The following is a 21,163-nucleotide window of genomic DNA, read 5'->3' on the forward strand; positions in this document are numbered from 1 at the left end:
CCAACCCCTTGACCAAGTCCTGATCAGAAAACCATACTCAGAGGTGGCTCACTTCTCGGTGGAAAAACCGGCTCAGTTCTGCGTGGAAACCAACACATTTGATGCTGTTGGTCGCCATGACAGTCTCCATTGATTGAAAGGAGATTTGCCGCTAAAAGTGGAATTCGGGTAGTGGCAAAAATGAAATGCCGGATTTCGTGCAGCAGCGACTTCAATGGAATGATCTGAGCCTGATCCTGGCTGTGGCGCGGTCGGGCTCATTTGCGGGTGCCGCCGTGCGGCTCGGGGTGAGCACGCCCACAGTGTTTCGCCACGCCAGGGCGGTGGAGGAGCGGCTGGGAACCCTGGTCTTTCATCGGGACACGACCGGTGTGTCTCTTACTGCCGCCGGGAGAGAGGCTGCCGCCTTGGCCGAACGTATCGATGAGGATATCGGTGCGCTTGAGGCGCGTGTCGGCAACGAGAATTCCGACGCGGCCGGGACAGTCCGGTTGGCGACCGTGGATACCCTTGTGGCAGGCCCCTTGATGCCCTTGATCCGGCGCTTCGGGTCGGAACATCCTGCCATCCTGCTTGATTTGCGCTCAAGCGTAAGCATGTCGGATCTGCGCCAGCGGGAAGTCGATGCTGCGCTACGCGCCGGCGGAGAACCGCCCGAAAGCCTTGTCGGTCGGAAGCTCTGCCGGATCGCCGTTTCGGTTTATCGCAGCAATAGAGAAGGCGATGGCATTGCCGACGACAATGCCTGGGTTGTCCCCAACGTCGAACTCGCCCATCTGGCCTCGGCGCGATGGCTGAAGGACAATGGCCGGTATTCCGGCGCCGCACTTCAGGTCAACAGCCTCTATACGCTCACCGAAGCCGTCGCCAGCGGCATCGGCTCCGGCATCCTGCCCTGCTATCTGGCGGACCTCGACCCGAGGCTCACCCGGGTGGGCGAACCTATTGACGAACTCTCGAGCGATCTTTGGTTCCTGACGCATAGCGAACTGCGCCACACTAGGCGCATCAGGGTTCTATCTGAATTCCTTGCAAAGGAATTCCAGGCGCTACGGCCGCTGTTTCACGGCGAGCGACCTGCTTGACGGCAGGAATATTTCTGGGCCGGCCGACTACCACATTCCCAGCGCGAACATGTCGAATTTCAGGAGAATGAGCTTTTGGCGAAATTTCGCGACTTGCGCCTGGCAGTCCGGCTTTGGCTGGTATTTCTTGTCCAGTTGGAAGCTGTAATTTTCAAGGCTTCTGTAGATGTTTGCCGCTGCCTCTTCCTGGGCGTCGTCGAACAATGTTGTATCGATCGCAGTATTGCCCATCTTAAGTTCTATCGCTTTGAGGAGGCCGTTGTCCCTGATCTTGTCCATCATCGATAGGCCGACGCCATCCACTTGGGACGATATCTTGTTTATGAGGTCATCGGTCTTGTCGCGGCGGTCAAGGTTTATCTGCCCGGTGACCTTTTCCAGGCCTTTCACAACAACGCCTTTGAGGTAGGTGTCACGGAGGAAGCTCGCCTGTCCTTTGCTTCCCGTTTTGCGATATTCTTCGACAAGCAGGTAAAAGCCCGTTTCATTGGCGGAATATGCTGTCGTTGAGTAATGGAAAAGGTTGGACCGGCGTGTCTTGGTATCGACCATGCCCCTGATCACCTGCGCTATTTCATGCTTAGCCAACTGCCCGTCTCCCTTCGTTGCCGCCAAGGCGCGGTCTCTTTTAGCGGCGTTATCGTCCGTGAACCTCCGTCTTCGGGTTCTTCCGGTGCTTTGGCAATCAGTTGGTGGCGAAAACCTTCGGGCGAATCCAGCCAAATTTGGGTCAATAGAAAATCGGATAATCACCAATGATATCCAGCCGTTAAAAGCCGATTTCGGCGCCATGCGATAACGGTGCTGCCGCTCTCCGGCGCAGCAAGATGGCGTGCAGGCTCATATTGCATTCTGTTGAACAATCGTAGTAATGTTATTCAACAAGATCGCGACCGGTATTGTTTTGCCGCCGTGAAGGGGAGAGAGTTTCATGAAGCCTAATCCGATAACCGCGCAGCCCGCCGATGCCGTGGCGCGCAAGGCAATCGCTCCGGTGGTTTGTTATCCGGTCGAGACGTTGCCGCGGCCCGATCTTGCGAGCTATCGGGCGCTGAGGGATGGGCTGACGCTGGTCGAGACCGTCGTCGTGCCGCCGCGGGAGGCTGCAACGTGGTCGGTGCCGGCGGGGTATTTTTGCCGGATCGTCTGCAGCGAGGGGGCGCAGGTGGGGGATCTCAACCTGTTCAATGCGAAGGATCTGAAGGAGCGGCTTTATACGGGCAAGACGCGGGCGCTGAACGGCACGCATGTCGGGCTTGGGGACCAGCTCTTCTCGAATTTCCCCTATCTTCGGCCGATCGCCACCATCACGCATGACACGCTGGACTGGTACGGTTTCGACGAATTCGGCGGGGCGGTGCATGATGTCATCGGCACGCGCTGCGACCCCTATACGCACAATCTCCTGAGCCATGGCGGGCAGTATCATCATTGCTGCCACTCGAACCTGACGCGCGCCTTCGCGGCGAAGACGGGCATGGCACTGCGCGAGGCGGAGAGCTATGTGCACGACGTGCTGAACGTCTTCATGTGCACGGGTTTCACGCGCGATACGGGACAGTATTTCATGAAGGCGAGCCCGGTGCGGCCGGGGGATTATCTGGAGTTCTTTGCGGAGATCGACCTGCTTGGCTGCATGTCGGCCTGCCCGGGCGGGGATTGCTCGGCGCAGCACTCCTCCGATACGGCGAAATGTTATCCGATGGTCGTCGAGATCTACAAGCCCGCCGGCCTGCCGGAGGGCTGGGCGCCGCCGGCCGTGAACGGCTACGACGGCACCCACGGGCTTTAAGCGTCAGCGCGGCCGGCGGACGGCGCGGATCTTTCCGCTTCGGCCGCCGCCGCAGAAGAAGCGGTCGCCGCCATCGGATTCGAGGCCGGATACGCCGGTTCCCTCGGGCATGACGATGGTGTCGAGCACGGCGCCCGTCTTCGGGTCCAGGCGGCGCAGGTCGCTTTCCTCGCCCTCCCAGGTGCCGTGCCACAATTCGCCGTCCACCCAGGTGACGCCCGTCACCATGCGGTTGCTGTGGATGACGCGGATGACGGCGCCGGTCTCGGGATCGATCTGGTGGATCTGCTTGCTGCGATATTGCCCGACCCAGAGCGAGCCCTCCGCCCAGGTGAGGCCGGAATCGCCGCCCTCGCCGGGGGCGGGGATGGTGGCGAGCACCGCGCCGGAGGCGGGATCGATCTTGCGGATGCGGTCTTCGGCGATCTGGAAGAGGTGGCGTCCGTCATAGGCGGTGCCGGCATGGGCGGCGACGTCGATCGAGCGCAGCACGGTGCCCTCGTCCGGGTCCACTGCATTGACCTTGTCGCCGGAGGCGAACCAGACGTTCTTGCCGTCATAGGTGACGCCGTGGACCTGCTCCACGCCGGGGAAGGGGCCGTATTCGCGGATGATATCTGCCTGGGAAGTGGTCATCGTCTGTCTCCTTTGGATCGTTGAATGATGCGATCCTAGTCGCCCGGCAGCGGACCCGGGAGTAACAAGAGTGTCGAGAAAGCGCCGGCCGTGGGCGTGAGCCAGCGGCGGGTGCGCCCGCCGCCGATCGCCTGCACCTTTCCGGCGGCCGAAAGCTGTTCGAGCGCGCGCTGCACCGTGCGCGCGCTGGTGCCAAGCGCGATCGAAAGCGCGGAACTCGACCAGGCCTCACCATCGGCGAAGAGCGCCAGCACCTCGGCATGCGGTTCGTCCAGCGGCGGGGCGAGCACGGCGACCGGGCGGCCCTCGCGCGGCGCCAGCAGGAAACCATCCTTGGTGGCGGTGATGTCCGCCAGCGGCTCCAGTTCCGCGCGCAGCCGGCCCATTTCCACGCGCAGCCGGGCGCGGTGGGATTCGTCGGCATGCCTGGCGCGGAAGGCGTTGAAGAGCAGCGTTTTCCGGCCGGCATCATCGGGCCAGGCCTCGGCCAGCGTCCTGAGCAGGGAAAACAGGATCGGCCGGGTGGCGAGCGAAATCGATCGCTCCCCGCAACGGACGACGTGGCGGCAGGCGTCGACGACGAGGGTTGGCGTCGCCAGCAGCGCTTCCACGGCGTCGGGAAGCAGCGGGCGCTCTTCGCCGCGGGTTATCAGGCGGGCTGCCGGTTGTTGCAGGATGGCGGCGGCGTCCTCCACCTCGGCCATCAAGGCGGGGATGCGGGCCTGCCGGGCGGCGTCGGCGGCACGGGCGAAGGCTTCGCGGGCGATCGTCGTGTGCAGCCGGCGGATCGCGATGCCGGCGGCGGCCAGTTCGTGCGCGGCGCGCAGCGGCGGGGGAAGCGTTGCCGGATCGACCTCGGCGAGCAGGGCTGCGGCATCGTCCAGCCGGCCGATCAGCAGCAGGCGGCGGATTGCCAGCGTTCTGGCATGGGCGGCGTTCAGGCGGTCGCCGTGGGCTGCGAGCGTTGTGCCGGCCGCGGCGAGCGCCTTCACCGGCCAGGTGAGATCGCGCGAGACGAGGGCGATTTCCGCCTCGGCGACGACGCAGCGCGCCCGCGCCACGGCCTCGCGTGGGCTGAAGGCGCGGGCGGCACTTTTCAGCAGGGTTTTCGCGCGGTCGAGGTCGCCGAGCTGCGCCATGGCGATGCCGCGCAGCGCCAGCGCCGGCGCGTCGTCGCGCAGCGCCACGCGGTTCAGCGCGCCGAGTGGATCGCCGGTGGCAAGGGCCCGGGCGGCGGCTGTGATCATCGAGTCCATGGTTTTCCCGTCACACTTGTAACTCCCGCGCTCCGGTGTTGCCCGCCTATTTTGGGCGCACCGAAACAGGAGAATGGAGTTTCCCGATGCGCAATCAAGTCGTTTCGCACGAGGACTGGTTGGCGGCCCGCCTGGAATTGCTTGCCGCCGAGAAGGAATTTTCCCGCCAGCGCGAGGCGCTGACGCGCCGCCGCATGGCCATGCCATGGGAACGCGTGGAGAAATCCTATCGTTTCGAAGGACCGAAGGGCGTGGCCACGTTGGAGGATCTTTTCGATGGCCGTTCGCAGCTCCTCGTCTATCATTTCATGCTCGGGCCGGACTGGCAGGAGGGCTGCAAGCACTGCTCCTTCTGGGCCGACAATTTCGACGGCATCCCGGTCCACCTGGCGCAGCGCGACGTGACCTTCACGGCGATCTCGCGCGCGCCGCTGCCGCAGATCGAGGCCTATCGGCAGCGCATGGGCTGGCATTTCCCCTGGGTGTCGTCCGGCGGCAGCGATTTCAACTTCGATTACCAGGCGTCGGCGACGCCTGAAGAGCTCGCGTCGGGCCGCGCCGTCTACAATTTTGCGATTCGTCCGGTCACGGTGTCGGAAATGGTCGGCGTCAGCGTCTTTTACAGGAGCGGGCCGGGCGAGGTGTATCACACCTATTCCTGCTACGCGCGCGGGGTCGAGATGCTGAACGGTGCCTATCACTTCCTCGACCTCGTGCCGAAGGGCCGCGACGAAGGCGGCCTGCGCTATCCGATGGAATGGGTGAAGCGGCACGATGAGTATTGATTTTGGGGCGGCCCCGGCCAAAAATCCGGCCGGCCGCGAAGGAGATGACAATGATCCATACGCATTATCGCTGGGTGATCGTCGCCGCGGGCGGCCTGCTCGGCTGCATCGCCATCGGCGCCATGTTCTCGCTGCCGGTCTTCCTGCTGCCCATATCCAAGGACACGGGCTGGTCGGTGACGGGCGTTTCCACCGCCATGACCATCGGTTTCCTCGCCATGGCGTTCGCCAGCATGGTCTGGGGCGGCCTGTCGGACCGCTGGGGGCCGCGGCCGGTGGTGCTCATCGGCTCGGTGCTGCTCGCAGCAAGCCTGGGGCTTGCCAGCATCGCGACGTCGCTCGTCGCCTTCCAGTTCGTCTTCGGCCTGCTCGTGGGCGTGGCCGCCGCAGCGGTCTTCGCGCCGATGATGGCCTGCGTGACGGGCTGGTTCGACACGCATCGCAGCCTTGCCGTCTCGCTCGTTTCGGCGGGCATGGGCATGGCGCCGATGACCATGTCGCCCTTCGCCGCCTGGCTGGTCTCCGGCTACGACTGGCGCACCTCCATGCAGATCATCGCCGTCGTCGTCGCGGTGGTGATGATCCCGGTCTCGTTTCTGGTGCGGCGTGCGCCGGCGCTGGAGGCGGGCGGCGCCGACCTGGTGGAGGCGGACGAGCCACAGGGCGGCATGAGCACGCGCGACGTGCTGAAATCGCCGCAATTCGTCATCCTCTGCCTGACGAACTTCTTCTGCTGCGCCACCCATTCGGGGCCGATCTTCCACACGGTGAGCTATGCCATCACCTGCGGCATCCCGATGATCGCGGCCGTCTCGATCTACAGCATCGAGGGGCTCGCCGGCCTCGGCGGCCGCGTCGCCTTCGGCATCCTGGGTGACCGGTTCGGCGCCAAGCACATCCTCGTGCTCGGGCTGCTCGCGCAGGCTTTTGGCGCACTGGCTTACGTTTTCACCGGCGGGCTTGCCTCGTTCTACATCGTCGCCGGCCTGTTCGGCTTCATCTACGCGGGCGTCATGCCGCTCTATGCGGTGATCGCGCGGGAAAACTTTCCGCTGCGCATGATGGGCACGGTCATCGGCGGTACGGCGATGGCCGGCAGCCTCGGCATGGCGCTGGGGCCGGTCGCCGGGGGGCTGATCTACGATACCTTCGCCAGCTACACCTGGCTATATGTCGGCTCCTGGGGCATCGGCATCGGCGCCTTCCTGATCGCCATGACCTTCAAGCCGGTGCCGAAGGCGCGGGAAGCGTTTGCAACGGCTTGATCGCCACGCACGAAAAACCCGCCGTCGGAGGACGGCGGGTTTTGTTCGGGATCGTCGTTGTCACGCCGCGCCGGCGGGATCGCCGATCGGCATCAAAGCGGGCTTGGTAGCCTGCTCGCGCTTGATCTTCTCTTCTTCCGTTTCCATCTCGCTGCCCTCGACGGGAGCGCCGTCCTCGGGCTTGCGTTTCTCGGGAGAAGGATTTTTCGGGTTCGTCATGGTGCGTCTCCTCAAAAGTTCAGGAACTGTTCGGGGTCACGGCGGGCGCGCATGAGGAGGTCCAGTTCCCGCTTGGAGGGACCGAACTTCTCGAACAGGCGCCTGGCCTCCTGCGCGGGCAGGTCATAGGCCGCGCGAAAGGTTTCCACCGTGTAGCGTTCTCCCGAGAGCCTTCGATGGTCGGGAAAGAGCTTGGATTGGTCCGGCATATGCGATCACGCCTAATGGTCTTCGACTGTCCTTCAACCGGAAAGGCGGGCGATTGTTCCGATGGGTGAGGGGAAAAATTCGGGCGGAGCGCCGGCCGCCCGTGCCGTGCTGCATAACGCGAGGTCTGGTGGGAAAACTGCGCGCGCGCACCGGGCGAAACAGAGACGGGGCCGGACCATTCCAGATCCGACCCCGCCGTCCGGGAGAAACTTTTCAGGAGCCTGCTACCGGCGCGCGCATCTAAAATTCGTCACACGTAAATTGCATACCATGAGACCCGGTTGATTGTATTTTGTCGTTGTTTCAGCTCGCCGGCAAGCCTTTTCATATGGCGAAATGGCTTTTTATACGGCGCCTCCAACCTGTTCATGTCGGGCGTACATAGCTTGATGATCATTGTACATGGGAAGTCCGCGCGGATTGTCGACATTTCATGTCTGAAAGTGTTGATGATAATCTTTTTGCATCGTACACAATAATTGCGATCCAAATGGTCGCGGTGTGGGGGCGGGGCTGCTGGAGGGCGGTGCCGCCGGCTGCACCCAACAACACCCGATTGGGAGGGGAAGCATGAAACAGGCACTTCTGACGATCTGCGCGGCAGCGCTCGGGCTTTCGGTTGCCGGGGCCGCATCGGCGGCGGGCACGCTTGAAACCGTCAAGGCGCGCGGCAAGCTCGTCTGCGGCGTATCGCTGGCAACGCCAGGCTTTGCGGCGCCGGATGACAAGGGCCGCATGCAGGGCTTCGATGCCGATATCTGCCGCTCGATTGCGGCTGCGGTGTTCGGCGATGGCGACAAGGTCGATTTCGTCCCGACCAACATCAACACGCGCTTCCAGGCGCTCCAGTCCGGCGAGATTGACGTGCTGTCGCGGCAGACCACCCACACCTTCTCGCGCGACGTCTCGCTCGGTCTCGATTTCGGCCCGACGGTGTTTTACGACGGCCAGGGCCTGATGGTCGCCAAGTCGCTCGGCGTGACCAGCGCCAAGGAACTGACGGAAGCGGCGATCTGCACCCTGCCGGGCACCACGACCGCGCAGAACATTTCCGACTTCTTCCGCGCCATAAACGGCAAGTTCGAACTCGTCGTCTTCGAAAGCCCGGACGAGAACCGCGCCGCCTTCTATTCCGGCCGCTGCGAGGCGATCACCTCGGACCGCTCCGACCTCGCCTCGATCCGCGCCGTCGCCAACAATCCGGACGACTATATCGTCCTGCCGGAGACCATCTCCAAGGAGCCGCTGGCGCCGGCCTTCCGCCAGAACGACTCCAACTGGGGCGACATCGTTTCCTGGTCGGTCTGGCTGCTGATGGCGGCGGAAGAGAAGGGCATCACCCAGGCGAATGTCGACGAGAAGCTGAAGAGCGAGGATCCGGACGTGCAGCGCATGCTGGGTGCCACCGAAGAGCTCGGCAAGATGCTCGGCCTCGATAACAAGTGGGGCTACAACGTCATCAAGAGCGTCGGCAATTACGGCGAAGTCTTCGAGCGCAACCTCGGCGAAAGCACCAAGCTCGGCCTGACCCGCGGCCCGAACGCGCTGTGGAATGCCGGCGGCCTGATCTACTCGCCGCCGATCCGCTGATCGCGCCATAGCCGGACGCGCGCCTTTTTCGCGCGCGTCCCCTTTCCTATATCCGGCGGCGAGGTTTCATGGCTTTCCTGCATGACATGCGCTTTCGCGCCTATTTTTATCAGGTCGTCGCAATCGGCTTCGTGGTGCTCGCCGGCTGGACGATGTTTTCGACGGCGAGCGACAACCTCGCCAAGCAGAATATCGCGACCGGCTTCGACTTCCTGACGCGGCCGGCGGGTTTCGTCATCACCGAGGCCGCCATCGCCTTCGAGGCGACGGATACGGTCGGCCGGGCGATCCTCGTCGGCATCGCCAATACGGTGAAGGTGTCGCTTCTCGCCGCCATCTTCGGTACGCTTCTCGGCCTTGGCGTCGGCATCGCGCGCATGTCGCACAATCCACTGCTGGCGCGCCTCGCGCTCACCTATGTCGAGCTTTTGCGCAACGTGCCGCTGCTGCTCTATCTCTTCCTTTGGTATTCGCTGATCATCCTCGTCCTGCCGCCGGTCAAGCAGGCGCTGAACTTTCTGCCCGGCGTCTATCTCTCCAACAGCGGCCTCGTCGTGCCGGCGGCCCTTTTGCAAAGCGGTGGCCTGGCGCTTCTCGCCTGCCTCGTCGGCGGCGCGGCGGCGGCGTTTTTCATCCGCACGGTGGCGACGCGCAGGCGCATTGCGACCGGCCAGCCGAACAAGGGCGGCCTCATTGCGATCGCCGCTTTCCTCGCACCCGTCCTCCTTCTCTGGCTTGCCGGCGGGTTCAGCGTCGATTGGGATTTCCCGACGGCCGGAAAATTCCGCCTGACGGGCGGGCTGCATGTGCGGCCGGAATTCGTGGCGCTGCTCTTCGGGCTGGCGCTCAGCGCCTCGGCCAATGTCGCGGAAATCGTGCGCGCCGGCATCCAGGCGGTCGGCAAGGGGCAGTGGGAGGCATCCGCGGCGCTTGGGCTTTCGCGTGGGAAAACCATGCGGCTCGTCGTGCTGCCGCAGGCGCTGCGCATCATCATCCCGCCGCTCACCAATACCTATCTCACCGTCTTCAAGAACAGTTCGCTGGCGATTGCCATCGGCTATCCGGACCTCGTCATGGTCTCCAACACCGTGATGAACCAGACCGGCCAGGCTATCGAGACCATCGCGATCTTCATGGGCGTTTATCTCGCGCTGTCGATCACCATCTCGCTGATCATGAACTGGTACAATGCGCATGTCGCGCTGAAGGAGCGCTGACATGGCCGATGTTCAAATGCTGGCACTTGCCCCGCCGCAGCCGGCACCCACCACCCAACGCCTCGGCAAGCTCTCCGCCTATTTCGGCACGCCGGGCAATACGGTCATCAGCGTGGCATCGATCGCCATCATCCTGTTCGTCATCAAGCTCGCCTTCGGCTGGCTGGTCGTCGATGCGGTGTTTTCCGGCAATGGCGAAACCTGCAAGGCATCGGGCGGCGCCTGCTGGCCGTTCGTCGCGCAAAAACTGCGCTACATGCTGTTCGGCTTCTACCCTTACGAGGAGCAATGGCGACCGCTCTCGGCGCTTCTCCTGCTGTTCGGTGCCTGCGGCGTCTCGATGATCCCGCGCTTCTGGAGCCGCAATCTTCTCCTCGCCTGGATCGTCGTCATCCTGCCGGTGCTCTATATCCTGATGGCGGGCGGTCTCTTCGGGCTGACGCCGGTGGCGACGACGAGCTGGGGCGGCCTGCCGCTGTCCTTCCTGCTCTCCTTCATCGGGCTGACGCTCGCCATGCCGCTCGGCATCGTGCTCGCCTTGGCGCGCGCCTCCAACCTGCCGGCGATCCGGGTGCTCGCCGTCGGTTTCATCGAGATCGTGCGCGGCGTGCCGCTGATCAGCATCCTCTTCATGGCGACCGTCATGCTGCCGCTGTTCATGCCGGATGGCGTGACCATCGACAAACTGGTGCGTGCGCAGGTGGCGATCATCCTCTTCGCCTCGGCCTATATTGCCGAGATCGTGCGCGGCGGCTTGCAGGACGTGCCCGTTGGCCAGTTCGAGGCCGGCAAGTCGCTCGGGCTGCATTACTGGCAGGTCATGCGCAAGATCGTGCTGCCGCAGGCGTTGAAGAAGGTCATCCCGCCGATGGTCGGCCTGTTCATCGGCTTCTTCCAGGATACGACGCTCGTTACCATCGTCGGCCTCGTCGATTTCCTCGATACGGTGCGTTCCGCCATCCGCGATCCGGAGTGGCAAGGCATTGCCGTGCTCGAAGGCTACCTCGTCGCCGCCGCCGTTTACTTCACCTTCAGCGCCCTGATGGGAGCCTATAGCCGCTTCCTCGAACAGCATTTCAGGACGACCCATGCCTAGAACCGTCATCCGCAACGCCCACACGATCGTCGCCTATGACACGGCCCGCAGCGGCCATGCCTATATCCACGATGCGGACGTCGTCTTCGACGCGAACGGTTTCGTCGAGGTCGGCAGCCGATACGACGGGCCGTTCGAGCGCGAAATCTCCGGGCGCGACCGCATGGTCCTGCCGGGCTTCGTCAACGTACATTGCCATTCCGGCGAGGAGCCGATTTCCAAGAGCCTGTTTGAGGATGCCGGCACTGCGGCGCTCTGGGGCCAGGCGATGTACGAATATTCGACGCTGATCGAGATCGGCGACGATGCGGTGCAGGCAGCGCTGACCGTCATGCTCGGCGACCTGCTGCGCAGCGGCGTCACCACGTTTGTCGACATTGCCGGCCCGCACGATTGCTGGCTTCCGACGCTGGCGCAAAGCGGCGCGCGTGCCTATGTCGCCCCCGGTTTCCGCGAGGCGGCCTGGCATGTGGAGGACAGCCACCGGCTCGATTTCCGCTGGAACGAGCCGCGCGGCCGAGAGGCCTTTGCCCGGGCGCTGGAAACGGTCGATGCCGCCGAGGCCCATCCCTCCGGCCGGCTCGGCGGCGTGGTCGCGCCGGCGCAGGTCGAAACCTGCTCGCCGGAGCTGTTGCAGGAAGCGGCGGAGGCGGCGCGCTCGCGTGGCGTGCCGATCACCATCCATGCCGCGCAGACCATGGCCGAACACGAGGAACTGCTGCGCCGCCATGGCCTCACCGCCGTTCACTATCTTGAAAAGCTCGGCATCCTCGGCCCGGACCTCATCCTCGGCCATTGTATCTTCATCGACAGCCACAGCTGGACGCGCCAGCGCACGGCGCTCGACCTCGAACGGCTGGCGAAGAGCGGCACGAGCGTCGCCCATTGCCCGGTCACGTTTTCGCGCAGCGGCATGGTTTTGCAGTCGCTCGGGCGTTACCGGACAAACGGTGTCAACGTGGCGATCGGCACGGACAGCTACCCGTTCAACATGCTGGAAGAGATGCGCATGGCGATGATCTGCGCCCGCATCGCCGGCGGATCGGTGTTCGACGTTTCGACGGCTGATGTCTTCGAAGCGGCGACGTTGGCCGGCGCCAAGGCTCTCGGACGCAGCGATATCGGCCGCATCGCCCCGGGCGCCAAGGCGGATTTTTCACTGATCGACCTCAAGCATCCCGGCATGCAGCCGGTCTATGACCCATTGCGCAACCTGCTGCATTGCGCCGCCGAGCGCGCGGTGGCCGCGGTCTATGTCGACGGCGCCTGCGTGATGGAGAACGACCGGCCGACGATGGTCGATTATGACGGTGCGCTTCAGGAATTGCAGGCGGTGCAGGATTTTGCCGTGTGTCGTTTGCAGGCGAACGATCCGCGCGGGCGCTCCGCTTCCGAACTGGCGCCGCTGTCGCTTCCGGTCTTGCCACATCCGTGATGCTGCGGATCGCCAAGGCGCGGGGGAGGCCCTATGATGCTTCTCCCGATCCCCTGACGCAGCTTCGCCCACCATGCCCCGACGCCTGACTTTTCTCCATTCCGCGGCCGCCCTTGCCGGCGGCTGGCTGCTAATGCTTGCCGCTTTCGGCCTCTATTCGGCGACAGGCCACCGGCAGGCGCTGGAGCAGGACGTGTCGGAAAGCGGGCGCTCGTTGCAGCGCGCCATCTCGCAGCGCGTCGCCCAGCATGATGCCCATCTGACGAGCCTCAGCGCGCTCGGCCTCGCGCAGGCGCAGCCCTCGGCGGATTTCGACCTCGTCGCCAGATCGATCCTGCGCTTCTATCCGCGCGTCGTCGCCATCGATCTCATTCGACTACCGGCGGGCGAGGTGGTGAGCTCCGCCAGATCCGCCGATGGTGCGACGGTCGACCCCGCGCAGGTCGCAAAGGCGGTCGAGGGCCTCGCCTCCGGCAAGGCCGTCTATGGCGCGGATACCCGGTCCGGCCATTATCGCCTGATGAAGCGCATGAACGACACCCTGGCCGTCAGCCTCGATATCGACGGCGCCAAGCTTATCGAGGGCGAGGAACTGCCGCGCTGGGCCGCGCTGACGCTGGCGACCGCCGACGGGCCGCTCATCGAAAGCGGCGCGAAACAGCCTGCCGCATCCTCCTTCCTCGCGCGCACCATCCGCTTCGACGCGCCGATCGCCAGCGCCACGCAGCCGCTGCGGCTCTCGCTGCAACGGCATGTCACGCTCGCCGAGCTTTTGCCCGTGCAGCCGCTCGCGCTCTTTGCGGCGGTCTTGCTGGCCGGGCTGGTGCTCGTGCGCTCGCTGCTCCGTCACCGGCAGGACGCGGCCACGGCGCGGGCGGCCGCGGAGGCGGCATCGCGGCGCGAGGCGCTGCGGCAGCATGAGACGAAGCTTGCTCATGCGCTGCGCATCAACAGCATGGGCGAGATGGCGTCGGGCATTGCCCATGAGCTGACCCAGCCGCTGACGGCGCTTCTCAGCCAAAGCCAGGCCGGACGGCGCATCGCGGCGGCGAACGGCTTGCAGGACACGCCGATCGACACCGTGCTCGCCGCCAACGTGCTCCAGGCCAAGCGCGCCGCGGATATTCTGGTGCGGCTGCGCGCCTATGTCGGCAAGAGCGCCGAGGCGCCGGGCGTGCACGACCTCTGCCGCCATGTCGCCGATATCGTAGCGCTGTCGCGCATCGACCTCGACCGGCGCGGCATCGCGCTCGATCTCGACTTGCCGGATGCGCCGGCACTGGCGCGGATCGATCCGGTGGAGATCGAGCAGGTCATCCACAACCTCGTCCGCAATGCCGCCGATGCGGTGGACCAGGCGGGCCGGGCGGATGGACGGGTCTCTGTCTCCTTGCGGGCTGCGGGGCAGAGCTACGAAATCACCGTCTCGGATAATGGCACGGGCATTGCCGACGATGTACTGCCACGGCTGTTCGAGCCGTTCTTCTCCAGCAAGCCGGACGGCATGGGGCTTGGGCTCAGCCTGTGCGAAAGCATCGTCGAGCGTTTCGACGGCAGCATCGCGGCGGCAAACGGGGCAGGGGGCGGGGCGGTCTTCACCGTGCGCCTGCCCGCCGCGCACGAGACGCAGACACAAGAGGAAGCAGCGGAATGACGATGGCGCCGGTCTATCTGGTCGATGACGACGAGGGGGTGCGCAGCGCCCTGTCGCTGCTGCTTGGCACCTACGGCATCCGCATCGAGACCTTTGGCGACCCCACCGCCTTCCTGGCCCGGGCGCCAAAGCTGAAGCCCGGCGTGCTGCTGCTCGACCTGCGCATGCCGGCGATCACCGGCCTGCAGCTGCACGAAAAACTCGCGGCCATCGGCTGCGACTGGCCGACCATCATCTGCACCGGCCATGGCGATGTGCATGCCTGCCGCCGCGCCTTCAAGGCCGGCGTCGTCGATTTCCTGACGAAGCCGGTCGACGAGCAGGTGCTGATCGAGGCCCTGCAACAGGCATCCGGCGCGCTGGATGTGCATGCCGAGCGGGCGGAGGCGGCGAAGCTCGTGGCGCAACTGACCGATCGCGAGCGCGAGGTGCTGGACATGGTCGGCCGCGGCTGGTCGACGCGGGAGATCGCGGAGGCCTTGCAACTATCGCCCCGCACGGTCGATACGCATCGGGCGAACATCGCCCAGAAACTCGGCACGACATCGGTCGCCGAGTTTGCGCGCCTGGCGCTGATCGGGCAGGCTCCGTAGTCCTACGGACCCCGCTCCGTCCGTCCACCGATACCACTAGGCGCGGAAATCTCCGAAAAGAGGGCCGTCGCCGCCAACGAGACCCGGGCGGCCCAGATGGAGATCCACATGAAGACGTTCGTAGCCGCTGCCTTTGCCGCCCTCACGCTTGCCGGCGCCGCCCAGGCTGAAATCCTCACCGAGCGCAACATGCCGCTCGATATCGCCGTCGAAGCTGCCGATGCCGCGGTCAAGGCCTGCGCGGCCAAGAAGTTCAACGTGACGGTTGCCGTCGTCGACCGCGCTGGCGTGACCCGCGTCGTGCTGCGCGCCGACCGCGCCGGCCCGCACACGCTCGACAGCGCCGTCCGCAAGGCCTACACCGCCGCGTCCTTCCGCACCCCGACCCAAAAGATCGCAGAAAATGTCGGCAAGAACCCGGCCGCTGCCCAGCTCGTCTCGATCGAAAACCTGCTCGTGCTTGCCGGCGGCGTGCCGGTGAAGGCCGGCGAAGAGACGATCGGCGCCATCGGCGTCGGCGGCGCTCCGAGCGGCGACATCGACGACGAATGCGCCCGCGCCGGCATCGAAGCGGTCAGCGCCAAGCTGAAGTAATTCATTTGCTTGAGAAAAAGCCCCGGTGTCGTGCGGACATCGGGGCTTTTCGCGTCTGTGTGCCTTGCATCAAGCTGGTGACGACGGTCGCCAGCGTCATTTCTGGGATTCCTATTCGCGGCCGGGCGAAATATGAGTGAATCATGGATGATTCGGCAGCGATTCGATTTTCCGATCGTTGCGGCAGGGCGTTCCGGACGGTCTCCCTGCTCGCAACCTTTGCGGCGGCAGCGACTGTCGCCGGCTGTGCATCGCGGCCGGGCGTCGGCATTGCGACGCTTTCCACCACCGTGCCGACGTCGAGCGCGCTAGTTTTGCCCGCGCCGGGCTCCCTGTCCATCATCAGCGTGGTCCAGCGGCAATATACCAATGCGATCGAGCAGCAGATCGCTCTTTCCACGTCGGCCGCCACTTCCGGCCAGAATTTCATCAGCATCCAGGCCTTCGGGCCGGCGGAAACGGTGGCGCTGCCGGCCGGCGCGCTCGCCTTCAAGCCGGTGCAGCACGGCGCGATCCGCAGCGAGATGCGCACCTACCTGCCGGGGCGCTCGCTCGCGATCTCGGCGAATTTCGTGCGCAACAACTATGGCCCCTTCGGCTATGCCTATGGACGGGGTGCCGGCGATGACGGCTGCCTTTACGGCTGGCAGCAGATCCGCTCGGACGAGGCCGATCGCAACCACCTGAACAGCCCCGGCATGCTCCAGATCCGCCTGCGCGTCTGCCAGACGGGGGCCAGCGAAAAGGAGCTGGTCGAGATGATGTATGGTTACACCATCGTCGGCGGCTTTTCCGGCACGACCTGGAACCCATACGGCACGCCGGCCTCCGTCGACAGCCAGATCGGCGGCGGCCAACCGCTGCGCGTAGCGGTCGAGGAGCGCAAGGTGCCGGTGACGACCGTTCGCGTGGATACGGAAGCGCGCGTGCCCGCGACCCGCCGCCTGCCGGAGAAGAAGCCTACGCTTCTCGACACGGGCGACGCCGTCATCGTGCCGTCGCCTTCGGGCGGCGCGAGCACGGAAACCGAAGGCGAGGCCGTCGTGGTGCCGTCGCCCGTCTGCGTTACATCGACTACCGGATCGACAACCTGTAATTGATTTAGGGGCCGCCAACCTCATTTTTCGTTAACATAATGGTGCGTAAGGTTCGCCCAAACGCGCTATGACGGCGAAGGACGGCGAATGAGACATATTGGCACGGTCATCCTGTGGGCGATGATTTCCGCCGTGGTGATCCTCGTGATCACGCTGCCCATCAACCTCCAGACCCAGCTTGTTGCCAGCATCGCGGTCGTCACCTTCATGGCGGTGATCAAGGTGCTGCGCGCCGAGGGAATCTGGCGGCTGATCGCGCTCGCCTTCGGCACGGCCGTCGTGCTGCGCTACGTCTACTGGCGCTCGACCAGCACGCTGCCGCCGCTGAACCAGCTGGAAAACTTCATTCCCGGCTTCCTGCTCTACCTCGCCGAAATGTACAGCGTGATGATGCTGGCGCTCAGCCTCTTCGTCGTCGCCATGCCGCTGCCGCCGCGCAAGAGCCGCGTCGCGGAGGTGGGCAAGCTGCCTTCCGTCGACGTGTTCGTGCCGAGCTACAACGAGGATATCGGCCTTCTCGCCAACACGCTCGCCGCCGCCAAGGCGATGGATTATCCGCCGGAAAAGCTGACGGTCTGGCTGCTCGACGATGGCGGCACGGAGCAGAAGCGCAATGCAGCCGCCGTCATCGAGGCGCAGATGGCGGAAGCCCGCCACCGCGAGCTCCAGGCGCTCTGCCGCGATCTCAACGTCAACTACCTGACCCGCGCCCGCAACGAACATGCCAAGGCCGGCAACATGAACAACGGCATGCAGCATTCGACGGGCGAACTCATAGCCATCTTCGATGCGGACCATGCGCCGGCGCGCGATTTTTTGCGCGAGACGGTGGGTTATTTCGCGGACGACCAGAAACTTTTCCTCGTTCAGACGCCGCACTTCTTCCTGAACCCCGACCCGCTGGAGCGCAACCTGCGCACCTTCGAGACGATGCCGAGCGAAAACGAGATGTTCTACGGCATCATCCAGCGCGGCCTCGACAAGTGGAACGCCTCGTTCTTCTGCGGCTCGGCGGCGGTGCTCCGGCGCACGGCGCTCAACGAGGCCGGCGGCTTCTCCGGCCTTTCGATCACCGAGGACTGCGAGACGGCGCTCGCGCTGCATTCGCGCGGCTGGAACAGCGTCTATGTCGACAAGCCGCTGATCGCCGGCCTGCAGCCCGCCACGTTCGCCAGCTTCATCGGCCAGCGCAGCCGCTGGGCGCAGGGCATGATGCAGATCCTGCGCTTCCGCTTTCCGCTGTTCAAGCGCGGGCTCACCGTGCCGCAGCGCCTTTGCTACATGTCGTCGATGCTGTTCTGGCTGTTTCCGTTCCCGCGCACGATCTTTCTCTTCGCGCCGCTGTTCTACCTGTTCTTCGACCTCGAAATCTTCACGGCATCGGGCGGCGAGTTCCTCGGCTATACGCTCGCCTACATGCTCGTGAACCTGATGATGCAGAACTATCTCTACGGCTCGTTCCGCTGGCCGTGGATTTCCGAGCTCTACGAATATGTGCAGAGCGTGCACCTGCTGCCGGCCGTCGTCTCGGTGATGCTGAACCCGACCAAGCCGACCTTCAAGGTGACGGCGAAGGACGAATCGATCGCGGTGGCGCGCCTGTCGGAAATCAGCCGGCCGTTCTTCGTCATCTTCGCCGTGCTGTTCATCGCCTTCCTGATGAGCATCTACCGCTTCTATTCCGAGCCCTACAAGGCGGACGTGACACTCGTCGTCGGCGCCTGGAACCTCTTGAACCTCCTCATCGCCGGCTGTGCACTCGGCGTCGTTTCGGAGCGCAGCGAGCGGGCGGCGAGCCGGCGCGTGACCGTCAAGCGTCGCTGCACCTTCGTCGCCGGCGGCCTACACCATCCGGCGACGCTGGAAAACGTCTCGGCGCATGGCGCCCGCGTGCAGGTCTTCGGCCTGGAGGCGGAGCTTGCGACGGGTGTGCGCGGCGAGCTGCGTTTCACGCCCTATGGCTCCGATCATGAGGAGGCCCTGCCGGTCGATGTGCGCAATGTGGAAAACCAGGGCAGCGTGGTCGCCGTCGGTTGCCGTTTCCTGCCAGAGGAGGCGCGGCATCATTCGCTCGTCGCCGACCTGATCTTCGCCAATTCCAACCAGTGGAGCGATTTCCAGGTGTCGCGGCGCTACAATCCGGGCCTGTTCCGCGGCTCGCTGTGGTTCCTGGGCGTGGCCCTCTACCAGACGAGCCGCGGGCTCGTCTATTTCGCGCGCAGCTTCGGCGGCGGCAAGCGGGAGGCTGCACCGTGATGCTCCTGCCTGCAAGGACCGCGCTCATCGGCCTCGTTTTCGCGCTCACCGCCTCCGTCGCGTTCGGGCAGGATTCGACCGTGCCCTTCGACATGTCCGGCGAACGCGCGCCGGGCACGGAGCAGAAGCCGGTCGTCGAGGGCGGCACGCCGGTGACGACGACCGAAACGAAGGAGCCGGAAAAGAAGGTCGCGACGCCCGATCCGCTGACCCGGCGCTATATCGTTCCCGCGACCTCGCTGCTTCTCGAAGGGGAGGCGGCAAGCCAGTCCTTCCCGGTCTTCCTCACCCCGCAGCAGGCCGAGAGCGCGACGTCGATCAATCTCGGCTATTCCAACGCCGTCGTGGTGGCGCCGGAATCCTCGCGGCTCACCGTCGTCGTCAACGACGTTTCGGTCGGCGAACTGCCGGTGCAGTCGGCCGAGGGCACCAAGGACATGCGGTTCGACCTGCCGAAGGGCCTCTTGCGGCCGGGCCTCAACCGCGTCACCTTCAACGCCGTGCACCGGCACCGCACCGACTGTACGGTCCGCTCGACCTACGACCTGTGGACCGCGGTCGATCCGGCGCGCACCTTCCTGACGGTGCCGGCCGATACCAGCGGCCGGCTTCTGACCACCGACGACATCGCCGCCATCGGGCTCGGGCCGACCGGGCAGACGAAATTCGTCATGGTGGCGCCGGACATGGGCCAGCCGGTCGCCACCAATGCGCTGATGCGGCTGAGCCAGGGCCTCGCCCTGATGGCGAAGATGCCGAACCAGACGTTCGACGTCGTTGACGCGTTGCCGGCGACGGCGGGTGCCGGCGAGATGACGGTGCTGGTCGGCACCGCCGACGACCTGGCGGCGATGCTGCCGAGCCTGCCGGTAACGGCGCGGTCCTCCGCGGTCGCCACCTTCGTCGATGCGCCGGCGGGCAACCGCAAGATCTTCGTCGTCAGCGGGCCGGACTGGCCCTCGATCGAGGGGGCGGTGGAGGGCATGCTGGCGCCCATCGACCGGCCGCTCGGCGTGACGCGCGAGGCGCTCAGCGTGCGCCAGCGCAATGCCACCGAAATGCCGCTGGTCTCCGGCGAAATGTCGCTGTCCTTCGCCTCGCTCGGCGTGCGCACCGGCGAGTTCACCGGGCGGCGCTACCGCACCGGCTTCGACATCGGCATCCCGTCGGATTTCTACGCGGATGCTTACGGCGAGGCGAGGCTGCTGCTCGATGCGGCCTATTCGCCGGAAGTGCTGCCGGGCAGCCATATCGACATCTATGTCAACGGCAACATCGCCACCACCGTGCCGATCACCAGCCGCAACGGCGGCATTTTCCGCCATCTGCCGATCCGCGTGACCATGCGGCATTTCCGGCCGGGGCCGAACCGCGTCGACATCGAGACCGTGCTGATGACGGAGGCGGACAAGATCTGCGCGCCGGGCGCCAGCGCCAGCGAGGAGCCGCGGTTCGCGCTGTTCGATTCGTCGGAATTCCGCATGCCGCGCTTTGCCCGCGTCGCACGCTTGCCGAACCTGTCGGCCCTTTCCGGCACGGGTTTTCCCTATAACGGCCAGGTCGATCCGACCGCGCTCTACCTCGATCGTCTCGACGCGGACACGCTTTCGACGAGCGCGACCTTCCTCGGCAAGATGGCGGTTTCGAGCGGGCGGGCGCTGCTGGTGCGGCCGGAATCCTCGGCGCTGGCGATCGGCGAGCGCAATGCCATCCTCGTCGGCACCATCTCGCAGCTTCCGCCGCTCGTCCTCGGCCAGACGCATATTGCCGCCGAAAGCGCCTCCTCCTGGGGCGGCCCGGCCGATGGCGGCGGCGAACGCGGCGCCACGCAGGAAGCCTTCGACGAATGGCAGTCGCGCGTGCGCGGCGGCTCCTGGCGCGGGCAGATTTCGGCGCTCGAAACCTGGTTGCAGGAAACATTCGACATTTCGCTCTCTTCGCTGCGCCTGCTTCCCGGCGAAGAAGAACTCGTCGTGCCGGACGACACCGCGCGCTTTCTCGTCGCGCAGGGCAACAGCCCGGAGGAGACCGCGACCTGGACCGTGCTTTCCGCGCCCACCGGGGTCGATCTCAGGGCCGGCATGGCGGCGATGGCGCAGGACGACCGCTGGCAGCAGCTCGACGGTTATGTCAGCCTCGACAGCAAGGGCACGCAGGCGCTCGATACACGCGCGGTGAGCCGCACTCGCTTCGTCTCCACGCAGCCCTGGACCTTTGCCAACATGCGGCTCGTCGCGGCGAACTGGCTGTCCTCGAATATTCTCGCCTATGCCGTGCTGTTCTGCGCGCTGGCGATCCTGCTCGGCATCGCGACCTCGGGTCTTCTTCGCCGCTTCGGGCGGGGCGGCTGAGCGGGCCGTTTACCGGCGGTTAACCGTAACAG

Annotated in this window: 19 protein-coding genes; 14 read left to right on the top strand and 5 right to left on the bottom strand. The window is 65.1% G+C overall.

What is annotated here, in order from left to right:
- Window positions 1-185: 185 nt before the first annotated feature.
- Window positions 186-1,085 carry a LysR family transcriptional regulator gene (locus J2Y63_RS22250; RefSeq protein WP_435267857.1) on the top strand — a complete coding sequence of 300 codons (900 nt, stop codon included), beginning with the start codon at window positions 186-188 and terminating at the stop codon, window positions 1,083-1,085.
- A 27-nt stretch (window positions 1,086-1,112) separates the two neighbouring features.
- Here the strand turns inward: J2Y63_RS22250 and J2Y63_RS22255 are convergent, their stop codons facing one another.
- A complete protein-coding gene (locus J2Y63_RS22255) occupies window positions 1,113-1,700 on the bottom strand; it encodes a hypothetical protein (protein ID WP_256117323.1) in 588 nt (195 codons plus the stop codon).
- Window positions 1,701-2,016: 316 nt separating this feature from the next.
- Between J2Y63_RS22255 and J2Y63_RS22260 the strand changes: the two genes are divergently transcribed.
- The gene (locus J2Y63_RS22260; protein WP_435267858.1) at window positions 2,017-2,877 is read left to right on the top strand and encodes an urea carboxylase-associated family protein; all 861 of its coding nucleotides are present in this window, start codon (window positions 2,017-2,019) and stop codon (window positions 2,875-2,877) included.
- A gap of 3 nt (window positions 2,878-2,880) precedes the next feature.
- Here J2Y63_RS22260 and J2Y63_RS22265 read toward each other — a convergent pair whose 3' ends face one another.
- Both J2Y63_RS22265 and J2Y63_RS22270 read right to left on the bottom strand, forming a co-directional pair.
- Window positions 2,881-3,513 (bottom strand): Vgb family protein, encoded by a 633-nt coding sequence (locus J2Y63_RS22265; RefSeq protein ID WP_435267859.1) that lies wholly within the window; start codon window positions 3,511-3,513, stop codon window positions 2,881-2,883.
- Window positions 3,514-3,548: 35 nt separating this feature from the next.
- Window positions 3,549-4,769, bottom strand: coding sequence for a helix-turn-helix domain-containing protein (locus J2Y63_RS22270; RefSeq protein ID WP_435267860.1), 1,221 nt, complete (start codon window positions 4,767-4,769; stop codon window positions 3,549-3,551).
- Between the two features lie 86 nt (window positions 4,770-4,855).
- On the opposite strand from J2Y63_RS22270, the gene J2Y63_RS22275 reads away from it, so the two are divergent.
- Together J2Y63_RS22275 and J2Y63_RS22280 are read left to right on the top strand one after the other, a co-directional pair.
- Complete coding sequence (locus J2Y63_RS22275) at window positions 4,856-5,554, top strand: DUF899 domain-containing protein (RefSeq protein ID WP_435267861.1); 699 nt, start codon at window positions 4,856-4,858, stop codon at window positions 5,552-5,554.
- A 50-nt stretch (window positions 5,555-5,604) separates the two neighbouring features.
- On the top strand, window positions 5,605-6,819 hold the full coding sequence (locus tag J2Y63_RS22280) for an MFS transporter (RefSeq protein WP_435267862.1): 1,215 nt from the start codon (window positions 5,605-5,607) through the stop codon (window positions 6,817-6,819).
- A gap of 60 nt (window positions 6,820-6,879) precedes the next feature.
- On the opposite strand, the gene J2Y63_RS22285 is transcribed toward J2Y63_RS22280, so the two are convergent.
- Together J2Y63_RS22285 and J2Y63_RS22290 are read right to left on the bottom strand one after the other, a co-directional pair.
- Window positions 6,880-7,038 (bottom strand): hypothetical protein, encoded by a 159-nt coding sequence (locus tag J2Y63_RS22285; protein ID WP_435267863.1) that lies wholly within the window; start codon window positions 7,036-7,038, stop codon window positions 6,880-6,882.
- Window positions 7,039-7,049: 11 nt separating this feature from the next.
- Window positions 7,050-7,247 carry a hypothetical protein gene (locus J2Y63_RS22290; protein ID WP_256117311.1) on the bottom strand — a complete coding sequence of 66 codons (198 nt, stop codon included), beginning with the start codon at window positions 7,245-7,247 and terminating at the stop codon, window positions 7,050-7,052.
- Between the two features lie 571 nt (window positions 7,248-7,818).
- Between J2Y63_RS22290 and J2Y63_RS22295 the strand changes: the two genes are divergently transcribed.
- From J2Y63_RS22295 to J2Y63_RS22340, 10 genes are all read left to right on the top strand, one after another.
- The gene (locus tag J2Y63_RS22295; RefSeq protein WP_435267864.1) at window positions 7,819-8,838 is read left to right on the top strand and encodes an amino acid ABC transporter substrate-binding protein; all 1,020 of its coding nucleotides are present in this window, start codon (window positions 7,819-7,821) and stop codon (window positions 8,836-8,838) included.
- Window positions 8,839-8,906: 68 nt separating this feature from the next.
- A complete protein-coding gene (locus J2Y63_RS22300; RefSeq protein ID WP_435267865.1) occupies window positions 8,907-10,055 on the top strand; it encodes an amino acid ABC transporter permease in 1,149 nt (382 codons plus the stop codon).
- Between the two features lies 1 nt (window position 10,056).
- The gene (locus tag J2Y63_RS22305) at window positions 10,057-11,151 is read left to right on the top strand and encodes an amino acid ABC transporter permease (RefSeq protein ID WP_435267866.1); all 1,095 of its coding nucleotides are present in this window, start codon (window positions 10,057-10,059) and stop codon (window positions 11,149-11,151) included.
- Window positions 11,144-12,586, top strand: a complete 1,443-nt coding sequence (locus tag J2Y63_RS22310) for an amidohydrolase family protein (protein WP_435267867.1) — start codon at window positions 11,144-11,146, stop codon at window positions 12,584-12,586. Before J2Y63_RS22305 ends, J2Y63_RS22310 begins: the two co-directional genes overlap by 8 nt.
- Before the next feature lie 73 nt (window positions 12,587-12,659).
- Entirely contained in the window at window positions 12,660-14,240 is a 1,581-nt protein-coding gene (locus tag J2Y63_RS22315) for a sensor histidine kinase (protein WP_435267868.1), read from the top strand.
- A complete protein-coding gene (locus J2Y63_RS22320) occupies window positions 14,237-14,833 on the top strand; it encodes a response regulator transcription factor (protein ID WP_435267869.1) in 597 nt (198 codons plus the stop codon). The genes J2Y63_RS22315 and J2Y63_RS22320 overlap by 4 nt, the downstream gene beginning before the upstream one ends.
- Window positions 14,834-14,941: 108 nt before the next feature.
- A complete protein-coding gene (locus tag J2Y63_RS22325; RefSeq protein WP_256117304.1) occupies window positions 14,942-15,427 on the top strand; it encodes a GlcG/HbpS family heme-binding protein in 486 nt (161 codons plus the stop codon).
- 143 nt (window positions 15,428-15,570) lie between these two features.
- On the top strand, window positions 15,571-16,527 hold the full coding sequence (bcsN, locus tag J2Y63_RS22330) for a cellulose biosynthesis protein BcsN (protein WP_435267870.1): 957 nt from the start codon (window positions 15,571-15,573) through the stop codon (window positions 16,525-16,527).
- Between the two features lie 84 nt (window positions 16,528-16,611).
- Window positions 16,612-18,780 carry a UDP-forming cellulose synthase catalytic subunit gene (gene bcsA / locus J2Y63_RS22335; RefSeq protein ID WP_435267871.1) on the top strand — a complete coding sequence of 723 codons (2,169 nt, stop codon included), beginning with the start codon at window positions 16,612-16,614 and terminating at the stop codon, window positions 18,778-18,780.
- Window positions 18,780-21,131, top strand: a complete 2,352-nt coding sequence (locus J2Y63_RS22340) for a cellulose biosynthesis cyclic di-GMP-binding regulatory protein BcsB (RefSeq protein ID WP_435268021.1) — start codon at window positions 18,780-18,782, stop codon at window positions 21,129-21,131. The genes bcsA and J2Y63_RS22340 overlap by 1 nt, the downstream gene beginning before the upstream one ends.
- The last annotated feature ends 32 nt before the right edge of the window (window positions 21,132-21,163 follow it).

Source organism: Shinella sp. BE166 (assembly GCF_051201095.1).
In the GTDB taxonomy this organism is placed as follows: domain Bacteria; phylum Pseudomonadota; class Alphaproteobacteria; order Rhizobiales; family Rhizobiaceae; genus Shinella; species Shinella lacus.